The organism is Shewanella sp. 433 (assembly GCF_059338565.1).
On record NZ_CM181703.1, the window covers coordinates 390,614 to 403,681 of the forward strand.

Annotated in this window: 11 protein-coding genes; 5 read left to right on the top strand and 6 right to left on the bottom strand. The window is 49.3% G+C overall.

Annotated features, from left to right (window positions below):
- Positions 1-214: 214 nt before the first annotated feature.
- Positions 215-817: a YhgN family NAAT transporter gene (locus AC5YB1_RS01850; RefSeq protein ID WP_494520489.1), complete on the top strand. Its 603-nt coding sequence runs from the start codon at positions 215-217 to the stop codon at positions 815-817.
- A 268-nt stretch (positions 818-1,085) separates the two neighbouring features.
- Positions 1,086-3,692 carry an immune inhibitor A domain-containing protein gene (locus AC5YB1_RS01855; RefSeq protein ID WP_494520490.1) on the top strand — a complete coding sequence of 869 codons (2,607 nt, stop codon included), beginning with the start codon at positions 1,086-1,088 and terminating at the stop codon, positions 3,690-3,692.
- A 3-nt stretch (positions 3,693-3,695) separates the two neighbouring features.
- Here AC5YB1_RS01855 and AC5YB1_RS01860 read toward each other — a convergent pair whose 3' ends face one another.
- Complete coding sequence (locus AC5YB1_RS01860; RefSeq protein ID WP_494520491.1) at positions 3,696-4,268, bottom strand: chorismate--pyruvate lyase family protein; 573 nt, start codon at positions 4,266-4,268, stop codon at positions 3,696-3,698.
- Between the two features lie 172 nt (positions 4,269-4,440).
- Between AC5YB1_RS01860 and AC5YB1_RS01865 the strand changes: the two genes are divergently transcribed.
- Both AC5YB1_RS01865 and rlmF read left to right on the top strand, forming a co-directional pair.
- Positions 4,441-4,848 carry a flagellar basal body-associated protein FliL gene (locus AC5YB1_RS01865; protein ID WP_494520492.1) on the top strand — a complete coding sequence of 136 codons (408 nt, stop codon included), beginning with the start codon at positions 4,441-4,443 and terminating at the stop codon, positions 4,846-4,848.
- 79 nt (positions 4,849-4,927) lie between these two features.
- Positions 4,928-6,103, top strand: coding sequence for a 23S rRNA (adenine(1618)-N(6))-methyltransferase RlmF (rlmF, locus tag AC5YB1_RS01870; protein ID WP_494520493.1), 1,176 nt, complete (start codon positions 4,928-4,930; stop codon positions 6,101-6,103).
- Positions 6,104-6,111: 8 nt separating this feature from the next.
- Here the strand turns inward: rlmF and AC5YB1_RS01875 are convergent, their stop codons facing one another.
- The 5 genes from AC5YB1_RS01875 to def are packed head-to-tail and all read right to left on the bottom strand — an operon-like array spanning position 6,112 to position 11,777.
- The gene (locus AC5YB1_RS01875; RefSeq protein WP_494520494.1) at positions 6,112-7,554 is read right to left on the bottom strand and encodes a TrkH family potassium uptake protein; all 1,443 of its coding nucleotides are present in this window, start codon (positions 7,552-7,554) and stop codon (positions 6,112-6,114) included.
- Positions 7,555-7,583: 29 nt separating this feature from the next.
- Entirely contained in the window at positions 7,584-8,993 is a 1,410-nt protein-coding gene (trkA, locus tag AC5YB1_RS01880; protein ID WP_494520495.1) for a Trk system potassium transporter TrkA, read from the bottom strand.
- 9 nt (positions 8,994-9,002) lie between these two features.
- Positions 9,003-10,283, bottom strand: a complete 1,281-nt coding sequence (rsmB, locus tag AC5YB1_RS01885; RefSeq protein WP_494521558.1) for a 16S rRNA (cytosine(967)-C(5))-methyltransferase RsmB — start codon at positions 10,281-10,283, stop codon at positions 9,003-9,005.
- Complete coding sequence (gene fmt / locus AC5YB1_RS01890) at positions 10,283-11,257, bottom strand: methionyl-tRNA formyltransferase (protein WP_494520496.1); 975 nt, start codon at positions 11,255-11,257, stop codon at positions 10,283-10,285. Before fmt ends, rsmB begins: the two co-directional genes overlap by 1 nt.
- A gap of 7 nt (positions 11,258-11,264) precedes the next feature.
- Complete coding sequence (def, locus tag AC5YB1_RS01895) at positions 11,265-11,777, bottom strand: peptide deformylase (RefSeq protein ID WP_494520497.1); 513 nt, start codon at positions 11,775-11,777, stop codon at positions 11,265-11,267.
- A 125-nt stretch (positions 11,778-11,902) separates the two neighbouring features.
- On the opposite strand from def, the gene AC5YB1_RS01900 reads away from it, so the two are divergent.
- Complete coding sequence (locus AC5YB1_RS01900) at positions 11,903-13,000, top strand: LysM peptidoglycan-binding domain-containing protein (protein WP_494520498.1); 1,098 nt, start codon at positions 11,903-11,905, stop codon at positions 12,998-13,000.
- Positions 13,001-13,068 lie beyond the last annotated feature (68 nt).

The window sequence follows — 13,068 nt, forward strand, 5'->3', positions numbered from 1 at the left end:
GGGAGTCTAGAAAGCCAGATAGTATACCAGTGTTATGCTGTCCAATCGAATAATTAGCGCGCAGCATCATTTAATTTACATTGCCAAGGCGATAAGCGTCGCAGCTCATGGGGTAAAGATGTTGTTTAAAACCGGCATTTGTTGTGCTATTGACTGATAAATATTGAGAATAAGTTGTACAATAACGCCTACATTTTTGACCAATATTTGAGTTATGGACATATTTTCTGCTGCGGTAATGTTGTTTTTGATTATGGATCCGCTTGGCAATCTGCCAATTTTTGCCTCTATCTTGCGTCATATTGAGCCGAAGAAGCGGCGCCGAGTCTTGATCAGAGAGCTACTCTTCGCCCTGATCATCATGCTGCTGTTTCTGTATGCAGGCGAAGCCATATTGAACTTCCTTAATTTGCGTTCTGAGTCGGTCAGCATCGCTGGCGGTATCATTTTATTTTTGATAGCCATTCGAATGATTTTCCCCCAACCCGGTGGCGTGGTGGGATTGGCAGCGGGTGAAGAGCCATTTATCGTGCCAATGGCGATTCCACTTATGGCTGGGCCGTCGATATTAGCGGCCTTAATTTTGTTAGCCCATACCGATAGCACCCGTATGATGGATTGGACGCTCGCCTTGTTAGGTGCTTGGGGCGCCAGTGCCGTTATCTTACTCTTCTATAAAGGGTTTACTAAGCTATTGGGTGACAAAGGCTTAACAGCCGTAGAGCGCCTGATGGGAATGGTACTGGTGATGATTTCGGTTCAGATGTTCCTCGATGGCATCGCCAACTATATGGCGCACACGGGGCAAGCGAACTAGTTGTAGTATCAAGGCTTACCAGCAAATGTGGTAAGCCTTGTGTTAAAGGCTATCGTGATCGTTCTGACTATTTTACCCCCCTCATTTGTCTATTTATTCCTCTTGTTCATGCCGCCGCGTGACTGTGGTGGTTCGACTGTGATAGTGATCCTTTTAGTGCTTAGCAGACTAGAATAAACACTATAGACCAATCGATATGACGTATCTGCTGACGTGTAGTAAGTGTTGAGTACGGCAGTTTTGATACTGGATCGTATGAGGGTGAACGATGAAATATCAATGTGTTGCAACAAGGCTATCGGCGTTGCTATTGTCAGGGCTTTGGCTGGTTTCAAGTGCTTTCGCCGCCCCCCTAACGCGTGATGAATCAGGTGGATTTGCCGATGCGGGGGTGATTAATCAGCAGCGTATTCTCTATTGGTTGGTCAAACGAGGCGAACTGGCCAGTGATGCCAGCGACACCGAGCGTCGTGATGCGCTAGCGGCCTTTACCGCCAGAGCCAAGGGTTACCCGCAGAATAGGGCTGTTATCTTGAGCCGTCTTGAGCAACAACAAAGGCTAAGATCTAAGCAACAGCTATCCACTCGCACCATGAGTTTTGCCGCCGCCCGCGCCGACGCCGATATAAGTAAAACCGTTAAAGTGCTGGCTATCTTGATTGATTTCCCCGATCTACCCCACGACAACAATCGCTTATCTGCTGGCGATACCAGCATGTATTATCCCAGTTATCCGCGCGCTCATTATCAAGATCTGATGTTTTCCACCTCGGGCTTTGCTGGGCCGCAGGGGCAAAACCTCATCAGTGCTTATCAATATTATCAAGCCGCTTCTGGCGGCAGTTTATTTTTTACGGGTAACGTTAAGGGCTGGTATACCGCTAGTCAAAATGCGGCTTACTATGGTGAAAATGACCCTAATAACAGTGATGACGATCAAGCCGTGCCCGAATTAGTTAAAGAGGCGGTGACGCAGGCCTTAGCTAATATGAGTCAAGCCGAAATCGACACCTATGACGTGGAAGACCCTTACGATCTCGATGGCGATGGTAATGTTAATGAAGCCGATGGTGATATCGACCATGTGATGCTGTTTCATTCCAGTATTGGTGAAGAGGCGGGGGGTGGCGTACTGGGGCGCGATGCAATTTGGTCGCATCGTTATTTTGTCTATCAAGCTGGTGCTCCAGGATACGCTATTGCGGGCACTAACAAGAAAGTGTTTGGCTACACTATTCAGCCCATAGATGCCGCCGCTGGCGTTGTAGTGCATGAATTTGGCCATGCACTGGGTTTGCCCGATGAATATGACACCACCAACACTGGCGATGGTTCGCCAGTGGGAGATTGGTCGATTATGTCTAGTGGCAGCTGGTCGGGTGAACTTGCTGGTACCCAGCCTGTGGGTTTTAGCCCCTATGCTCGCTCTTATCTACAGGATAAATATCGGGGTAACTGGGTGAGAGAGTTACAAGTCGATCTCGACAGTATCCCTATTGGCGGCCAAGAGGTGCGCCTTGTCGAGGCGGTTAATTATGACCAAGTCAATCAAATTGCCCTGAGGCTGCCAGCGGTCGATATTGCCTTTAAGGCGCCCTATTCTGGCGCTTATCAATACTATTCCAATCAAGGCAATTTACTGAGTACCGCGGCAGCGGTGAATATCGATTTTCCAGCAAGCAATAATTTGACCCTTAAGATGAAAGCGCATTGGGATATTGAACTTAATTATGATTATGCTCAGGTGATGATCGATGGTGTAGTGCTTAAGGGTAATTACACTCGAGCCAGTAATGGGATTAATGGTGCGACCAATATTATCACCGGCACGTCGGCGGATATCGGCGCGGCCGAGGGCGTGGATAATTGGGTCGACTTAACGTTTGATGTTTCTGGATACGCTGGCAGTACGGGTAGGCAACTAAGTATTGTGTACCGCACCGATGAAGCTGTGGGTGGATATGGTTTTGTGGTTGACGATATTGGTTTATTTGATGGTAATAATCGCCTTTATTTCGATGGCGCAGAAGCTGCCGGAGTGATGCAGTTAACCGGGGGTTTTGTGCGAATTGATAACAATCGCCCCGGTGGTGAGCGCCGTTACCTAGTGCAACTTCGCAGCCATAATGGTCTCGATGCCGGCTTGGCCAGTCGCGATTATGAGCCCGGTGTGCTGTTATGGTTGGAAAACTTGAGTGAGGTCGATAACAACGTCAGCAATCATCCGGGCAGAGGCTTGATTGGCGTGGTGGACGCAGATCAAAACTTAATTGGCAACGCCGCCACGCAAGTACAAATCCGCGATGCGACTTTCAGCATGTTCAATCAATCACGCTATTTTAATGACAATCACCTATCGGCTATCAGTTTGTTCGATGATCGCCGTGATTACAGTGCGCCCTTACAGCCACAATCAGGTTTAGTGTTACCAGTATTAGGACTCACTATGGAGGTTATTGAACAGCAAGCGGATTCTAGCGTTGCTACGGTGCGGTTTGAATACCGCAGTGAATCGGTCAATCTGCCCAGTGCTAATTTTGATTATGTGGCGACCGAGTTAAGGGTCGCGTTTAGCAATACCACATCGGGAGGGAGCGGGCCGTTTAGCTATGTGTGGACCTTTGGTGATGGCAGTAGCAGTAGCGACATTTCGCCAACTCACACCTACGCCAATGCTGGGCGTTACCTGGTGACATTAACGGTCACCGATGGCAGCAATACGCAATCGAGCGCGACGCAAACGGTTATCGTAGCCACGACCCGTGATCTTGACACCAACTCAGACTCTGGCGGTGGTGGTAGTGTGGGCTGGATGACGCTGTCGTTGTTATTCTTGCTCGGTTATCATCGTCTTCGTTGGCATAAGCAGCAATAAGGGTCATTCGAGTTGATGTTGTTCGATAAGTCGCTGCGCCGCCGGTAAAAAGATTTCGCTGACGATAAGCTGCTGCTCGTTATGGCTAAAATAACGCCTTCTGCCCCAGAGCGTCTGCTCACTGCTTTGGTGTAAGGATTCGATAAGCTTGGCTAAGGTGCTGCAGGCGTTAAACTGGCCCACTTCAATTTTGCCTGGGATGAACTCGCCACTGTTGAACAGCAGTTCGCCAAGGGGGCGATTACCCAAGGTTAAAAAGTCTGACTGAGCATTGTCGAGCATGCTGCCGGGCACTAACGTACGGGCAAAGACCCAAGGCAGACCATCGAGGCACAATAGTACTTCTCTAATCCAGGCCTGTTTTTGTTGTGGCATCTCATTGGCAAAGGGGCTAAGAATATCTTCACCCAAGACCTTTACTTCAAATTGACCACAGTGAGACTTAAGCTTTTGGGTTAAACTACCTGGGGCGAGTAGCCAATCCTTGAGGGGAGACGGTGGTAGCTGCGGTATCTGATCCGCTTCATACCAGTGAAGAGATTCACCATAGGGAAAGCTTAATTTCGTTACGCTCATTAAATTCTCGGCACTATACTCGCAAACGCCTGCAGTTTATCATGCTGTTACTATGATGTCGGTAATTAAAGTATTGGCACAAGGTGGCGATAATTGAGTATCAATTGAATCAATATGAAACCGCTTAAGCTAACAATGGCGAGCTTAAATAATTAGGGAGTACCCACCAAAAATGAAAAAGTTTGCATTGCTACTGTTACTGTTGGCGAGCTGTAGCATGAGCCATGGCGCTTTTGCCGCCAAAGATGATGTCGTCGATACTTATGCTTATTACGGCTTTACCCCCGATATCGTCACCAATTACATCTCCAATCGAAAGAAACTCGGCTTTGTAAAAATTAGCGTCGAGCTAATGGTTCAAGCTCCTGAGGACCTAGTGGTGTTGCAACATCATGATCCCTTACTGCGCGCGGCAATTTTGGAAATATTAGGTGCCCAAACAGAAGACAAGGTGAAATCATTAGTGGGCAAAGAAGAGATCCGCCGTGAGTGCTATGAGGCTGTTAATCGTCTCTTGCAACAAGAGGTGGGTAAGCCTTTGGTGGTCAATATGTTGTTTACCAAATATCTGTATGACTAACCGCCGTTAGTTGACCCCGGCATTTTCTGTGGCCGCGCAGCCGATCCTGCGCGGCCACCTCTTTAATGGTAATTGCTTCATGACTCAGCCTGATAAACCTCGACGCGCGACTAACACCACTCCAAGCGCCCACAGTAAATCTAAATCAACAGCGGCGAAATCGAGCCAGATTAAGCCAACCAATAAGGCTAAGTTAGTGAAAAAGACGCCATCATCACATAAGAAGCCTAATCAGGTGCAAGGTCGCGAGGCTCAAGGTGGCAAGGGGCTTCATCCACGCAACGCGCATGGTAATGGTTATGACTTTAACACCTTGATTGCCAAGACGGAGCAGCTAAGCCCGTTTGTGCGACCGAATCCTTACGGTAACTTGTCGATCGATTTCGCCGATGAACAGGCGGTTAAAATCTTGAATTTAGCCTTACTTCGGCAGCATTACGGTATCGATTATTGGGACATCCCTGCCGGGTTTTTGTGTCCTCCTATCCCTGGGCGGGTCGATTACCTGCATCACTTAGCCGATCTCTTGGCTGAGGACAGTGCCGCGAATACGCATCGCGTCAGTGGTCGCACCACCCAAGTTAAGCCACCTAAAGGCGCAAAAATTCAGGTGTTAGACATAGGCACTGGGGCCAATGGTATCTATCCTATTTTAGGCGTACAAACCTATGGCTGGCGTTTTGTGGCCAGCGACATCGATCCCCTATCGATAACCAATGTACACACCATTATTGACCGTAATCCGTCGCTACAGGGTAAGATCAACTTACGTCTACAGAATACACCTAAGGCGATTTTCAATGGCGTGATCAAGCCACAAGAGCGTTTCGATGTGACCATGTGTAACCCGCCGTTTCATGCCTCATTGGCGCAGGCTGCTGCTGGCAGCGAGCGCAAACTGGGGAACCTTGCTGCGAATCGCCGCGCCAAAGGACATGCAACCCTGGCCAACAATCCTACGGCTAAGCTTAACTTTGGTGGTCAGAAGGCGGAGCTCTGGTGTGAAGGGGGAGAGTTGCGGTTCTTGCTGGATATGATCGATGAGAGCAAAATCTTTGCCCAGCAATGCTTATGGTTTAGCAGTTTAGTGTCGAAAAAAGAGAACGTAAAGCCTTGCTATAACGCGCTGGAACGGCTCGGCGCCGTCACGGTGAAAACCATAGAGATGACCCAAGGCAATAAGCTAACGCGAGTATTGGCGTGGAGCTTTCTCACCCCACCCCAGCGACAAATGTGGCATAAATTTCGCGGCTAAGACAGAGGTTAATATTTCCAAAAATGCGGGTGGAATAGTACGGCCACGGTCAAAATTTCTAAGCGCCCCAGTAACATGCCGATTGCTAATGCCCATTTAGCCACATCAGGCAGCGATGAAAAATTCCCCGCAGGGCCGATAATAGGCCCAAGCCCGGGGCCGACATTGGTCACAGCGGTAACTGCACCGGTAAAACTAGTGGTGGGATCGAGCCCTGTTATCACGAGTATGACCGATAGCGTCACAATAACCAGCATAAACAGCAGAATAAAGGTGACCAGTGAGCGCACAATATCTTCGCTAATGGCGCGGCCATTGTAGCGTTCTTTGAAAATACCGTTAGGGTGGAACTGCTGCTTAAGTTGCTCGCGCATAATGGCGATGGCAATTTGAAAGCGGAAAATTTTAATCCCGCCCGATGTCGAGCCCGAGCAGCTACCTGCAAACATTAAAAACAGAAAGGCAACGTTGGCCAGTGCTCCCCAGGCGGTATAGTCAGTGAGCCCATAACCTGTGGTGGTGACCACGGAAACCACGTTAAAGCTGGCTAGACGCAAGGCATCGATAGGCATCATCTCATGTCCCTGCCAAAGCCAAAAGGCGAGGCTGCAAGAGATGCACAGCAAAAATAATAGGTAGCCTTTAACTTGATCATCATTCCATATTTTTACCGAACGCTGCGACAGCGAATGCACAAACATCAATAGCGGTAATCCGCCTGCTGTCATAAACAGGGTGCCAACCCAATGTGCCGAGTTCGAGAAGGCCGCCATCGAGCTGTCAGAGGTCGAATAGCCGCCTGTTGAAAGAGTCGTCATGGCATGGTTTATGGATTGAAACCAAGTCATGCCGGCAAGGTGATAGGCGACTCCACAAGCTACAGTCAGCCCCACGTAGACAAAAAACAACTGCTTGGCCATATTCTGCGTGCGCGGCACTGCTTTTTCGCCCCAGTCTGATGACTCGGTTCTAAATAGCCGCATGCCGCCGACGTTAAGGAAGGGCAAAATGGCCACTGCCATCACAATAAAGCCTATACCGCCGAGCCACTGCAGTAGTGATCGCCAGATAAGAATGCTGTGATCCATGGTGTCTAAGTTAGATAATACCGTCGAGCCTGTGGTGGTGATCCCCGACATGGTTTCGAAGAACGCGTCGGTGTAGTTAATGCCGTGATAGAGGGTAAAAGGCATGGCAGCGAACAAGCTAACAATCAGCCAGGTGAGGCTGGTGAGCAGAAACATATCGCGTATATTAAGACGCAATTTGTCTCTGTGTCCTTGGTGCATCGAGGCGCTTGCACACGTGCCGGTAACTAGAGAGGCGATCATAAAGGCCCCCACTGTTTCTTCACCATAGAATAGGGCAAAGAGCAGCGGGATAAACATAAAGGCGGTCAGGGTCGACAGGAAAACGCCTAATATGAACAGTAATGGCCGAATATTAAGCATATTGAGCTGCCACTGAATTAAAGGAACGGCTAAAAGAAGAAGGCACTAGGCTGAAACAGCTTTTCAACTTCACCGATAAACTTCTTATTAACTAAGAAGAGGATGACATGGTCGCCCTGTTCGATAACGGTTCTATCGTGCGCCATCAAGACTTCTTCGTCTCGCACTATGGCACCTATGGTTGTTCCTGGGGGCAGCTTAATTTCACCAATCTGTTTACCCACCACTTTTGAGGTGCTGGGGTCGCCATGGGCAATGGCCTCAATGGCTTCTGCTGCGCCACGTCTGAGGGAGTAGACGTTACAGATATCCCCTTGACGAATGTGAGTTAACAGTGCCGAAATAGTGGCTTGTTGGGGTGAGATAGCGATATCGATATTGGCCTCTTGCACAATATCCACATAGGCTTCACGCTGGATCAGCACCATCACCTTTTTCGCGCCCATACGTTTAGCCAGCAGTGCTGCCATGATGTTGGCTTCATCGTCATTGGTTACGGCAATAAAGACATCGGTTTGATCTATATGTTCTTCAAGCAGCAGTTCTTGGTCTGACGCGTCACCGCAAAATACCGTGGTGTTTTCTAGCTTTTCCGATAATGCTTCGGCGCGATCTTGTCGATGTTCAATCAGTTTCACTGAATGATTGCGCTGCAACTGCTTAGCTAACCCTAGGCCTATGTTACCCCCGCCCGCGATCATGATATTACGATAGCTGTTGTCGAGCTTTTGCATTTCGCTCATCACCGCGCGCACATGGCGGCTGTCGGCGACGAAAAAGACCTCGTCGTCGGCTTCGATAATCGTAGTGCCGCGCGGCATAATCGCGCGGCCTTGCCTAAAGATGGCCGCGACTCGGGTATCAATATTTGGCATGTGCTCACGCAATGCCGCCAATGCATTACCGACTAACGGGCCACCGTAATAGGCGCGCACGGCCACTAAGCTTAGGCGCCCTTCGGCAAACTCCAGTACCTGCAATGCCCCCGGGTATTCGACCAAGCGGCGAATATAGGAGGTGACTAACTGCTCTGGCGCGATGAGTTCATCGATAATAAAGCCGCCACGTGGGCGGTTTTCGCTGTTTTTGGTTTCACTGTTAATAAACAGTTTGTCACGCAGGGCAAGGTATTGTTCTGAGCGAATACGGGCAATTTTCGTCGGGGTGCCATAAAGCGAATAGGCTATCTGGCAAGCGGCCATGTTGCATTCATCGCTATTGGTTACTGCAATTAACATATCGGCATCTTCGGCCCCGGCGTCTTTGAGTACGCTGGGGTGAGCACCATGACCGAGTACAACGCGAAGATCGTACTTGTCTTGTAGGGAACGCAATCTTTCTCTGTCGTTATCGACGATAGTGATATCGTTATTTTCGCCCACTAAGTTTTCGGCTAATGTGCCGCCAACTTGCCCTGCACCTAATATGATAATTTTCATAAACTAACGTTACCCTTTAAGCAGACGTGCGTAATAAAACCCGTCCATATTGTCTTGTCCTGGCGTGATTTGCCAGCCGATATCGTCGCGATGAGTCTGCTGCGTAATGGGTACGAGCGTGGCGTCCGCCGTTCTGGCCAAAAAGGCGCTGATCTGCTCGGCATTTTCTTGCGGCAAAATAGAGCAGGTTGCGTATAGCAATGTGCCACCCGATTTTAGCCACTGCCAGCAGTGATCTAAAATTTGTGATTGCAACGTGGCTAACTCTTCGATATCTGCTTGTTTTCTAAGCCACTTAATATCGGGGTGACGACGTATTACGCCCGTGGCGGAGCAGGGGGCGTCGAGTAAGATGCGATCAAATTTTTCCCCTTGCCACCATGAGTCAATATTGGCGGCATCACCGTGGATCACCTTGGCGTGCAGTGACAAACGGTCCAGATTTTGTTGTACCCGTTCGAGTCGTTTGGCGTCAAAGTCTACGGCGACTAGATCTATGCTATTTTCGGTTTCTAGCAGATGGCAGGTTTTGCCGCCGGGCGCGGCACAGGCATCGAGTATTAATTCGTTGGCCTGCGGTGCCAGTAAGGTGGCCGCCCATTGGGCTGCGCCATCTTGTACCGATGCAGCGCCGTCGCTAAAGCCTGGCAGTAGGGCCACATCTTTAGGGCTGTCCAGTAAAATGGCGTTGTCGCTGTTGCCTGCTGTGGCACCAATCTCTTGCTCGGCGAGTAATGCTAGGTAGCGCTGGCGCGTTTGTGATAACGCGTTATTACGCAGCCACATAGGTGGGCGTTGATGGCTCTGCTCTATCACCTGTTGCCAAGTGTCTGGATACGCCTCTTTAAGGCGTTTGATCAGCCACGCGGGCGTATTAAAGGCCAAGGTGTCGTTATCGGTTGGCAGTGGTGCTTGATTACGCTGTAGGTTACGCAATACACCATTAACCACTTTGACTAAACCATCGAATTTAAGCTGTCGACAGGCTTCGGCGGTTTCTGAAATGGCCGCATGACTTGGAATACGAGTGAAATACAGTTGGTAGCAACCAATTAATAGCAGTTGGTGGACGATACGTTGCTTGCCTTTCATCGGCTTGCTCATGCAATCGCTCACTAGTTTGTCTAACTGAGGCAAATGACGCATCACGCCATAGCTGAGTTCGGCCAATAAGGCTTTGTCTTTAGCGCTACTCAGTTTCTGCTGTTGCTCGGGCAGAGCGACTGACAATGACACGCCTTTTTCCAGCACCTGAAAAATCACTTTGGCCGCTAACGCGCGTAAATTCATCACGAGTTAGCCTCAAGGTTGTCTGCGCCATTGTGCAGCCGAGTGCCTGGAGTAAACCAGTCGGCGCGCGAGTTTAGGATCTCGGCCACCGGCAGCGCTTTTTTACCAGGGAGCTGTATGGTTTGTAGCACTAAGGTGCCGTCACCCGTCGCCAAGGTAACACCTTGTTTATCGGCGGCTAAAATGGTCCCTGGCACGGCGTCAGTTGCATGCTCTCCAACGGCGGCTTGCCAGACTTTGATGCTGGCATCCATATGATTGAAGTGGCTTACCGGCCAAGGGTTAAAGGCTCGGATCTCACGCCACAGTTGTACGGCAGGTTTACTCCAGTCGAGCAGCGCTTCCTCTTTGCTGAGTTTTTCAGCGTAATTGGCGAGGGCTTCATCTTGTGGCTCTGGAGTGAGCGTGCCTTGAGCTATCCCTGCTAGCGCTTCAATCAGTGCACTTGGCCCTTGTTGAGCGAGCTTTTCATAGAGGGTCGCCGAGGTGTCGCTATCTTCGATGGGCAGATGGGTTTTAAGCAGCATGTCACCCGTATCTAGGCCAATATCCATCTGCATTATGGTCACGCCAGTGGCGGCGTCGCCCGCCCATAGTGCGCGCTGGATAGGTGCAGCACCTCGCCAGCGAGGCAGTATTGAGCCGTGCACATTGATACAACCCAATCGTGGTGTGTCGAGTACCACTTGCGGCAAAATCAATCCGTAGGCGACCACCACCATGATGTCGGCTTTCAGTGAGGCTAATTCGGCTTGTGCCTCTGGGGCGCGCAAACTACTGGGTTGGTACACAGGAATATTGTGCTCGAGTGCCAATGCTTTCACTGGGCTTGCTTGCAGCTTTTTACCGCGCCCTGCGGGTCTGTCAGGTTGGGAATAAACCCCTATGACATTGTGCTCAGATTCGATCAGCGCTTGTAGGTGGCGGGCTGCAAAGTCTGGCGTGCCCGCAAAAATGATATTGAGTGGTTTCAAGTGCAACTTATCCTTGCTTGGCTTCGAGACGGGCGGTTTTTTCAAGCTTCTGTTTAATGCGCTGCCGTTTCAGGGGCGACAGATAATCGACAAATAACTTGCCATTGAGGTGGTCAAGTTCATGTTGCAAACAGATAGCAAAAAGCCCATCAGCCTCTAAAGTGAACTCGTTACCATGGCGGTCGAGGGCTTTGATTTTTACACACTCGGCGCGATCGACTTTGGCATAAACCCCGGGTACCGATAGGCAGCCCTCTTCATTGGTAAATTCACCGCTTTTTTCGAGAATTTCTAAATTAATAAAGACTTTGGGTCGCTCTATATCATCTTGTAGATCCATGACGATAAGTTGTTTGTGAAAGTCGACTTGGGTGGCGGCTAGGCCGATGCCCTTTTCTTCATACATGGTTTCGAGCATATCATCGATCTGTGTTTGCAGCTCGGGGGTAAATTCTGTCACTGGCTCCGCAATGGTGCGTAAGCGTTCATCTGGAAAACGTAATACTTTGAGTAAGCTCATACATAAACTCTTAACAAGTCTGTCAAATTTGAGCCAGTTAGTTATACTGACTCAGGCTAATAGGTTAATTTTAATCCTTAGTGGCATTCAATAACAGCAAAAGCTCTATTTAAAGAGCAAACAGCATGGATACCCCCATGAAACGACTAATTTTACTCGGTTTAATGATATTAAGTTGTTCGTCTGTTTTCGCAGACACTTTGACATTGAAGTCTGGTCATCCTGACTCTTACATAGTAAAGAAAGGCGATACCCTTTGGGACATTTCTGCACACTTCCTTAATGATCCTTGGCGTTGGCCTAAATTGTGGGGGTCGAACCCACAAATTGCCAATCCTCATCTCATTTATCCTGGCGACAGGCTGACGTTGGTGTTTATCGATGGCGAGCCCAGATTAGTGGTTAAACCCCATGTGCGTAAAAGTCCACAGGGGCGCATCATGGCCAAATACGGTGCGATTCCTGCTATCGATTTGTCCTTAATCCAAGCTTATTTAGTGCAAAACCGTGTGGTTGATAGCCGTTGGTTTGAGCAGCAACCCATGGTGATGGGCGGAGAAAGTGAATCTAAGCATCACATCATCAATGACATTGTTTATGTGCAGGCTGAACTCACCGTGGGTGACAAATTGGGCGTGTATGCACCTGGGCGTGAATTTGTGGCCCCCGACTCGGGCGATAACTTAGGCCAAGAGGTGATCATGACCGCCAGTGGTCGTGTGATTGAGTCTGGTCCAATTTCAAAAGTCCGTTTGTTGAGTAATCTGCAAGAGACCAAAGCCGGTTATCGTATCTTACCTATTGATGATGACTCACTCATGTCTGCGTACTTTATGCCTAAGGCTGCGACAACGCCTGCTTCGGTATTGGCGACCGAGGGGAGTTTGCGAGAAGTGGGTAAACTCGATGTGGTGTATATCGATAAAGGCAGTAATGGGGGGGTCGAGCCTGGTCAGGTATATTCCATTTTCAGAGATGGCCAAGCCATAGTGATCGATGGCGATGGCATGCCGGTAAAACCAGAAGATCGCAGCACTTATGAAGATCTTCTTTCGAGTATCTCTGCCGATAATGAAATTAAGATGCCCGATATCTACCACGGAAAACTCATGGTGTTTAAAGTGTTTGATAAGGTGAGTCTTGGGTTGATCTTACTCAATAAAAAACCGGTGCGCGTTAACGATAAGCTGCTGCAACCGGACACGTTATTACAAGGTGAATAAATAGACGACAAACTGGTCGATTGGCTAGTTGTTTGTGCAGTATCTGGGCTTGGACCCGCTCGGATTAA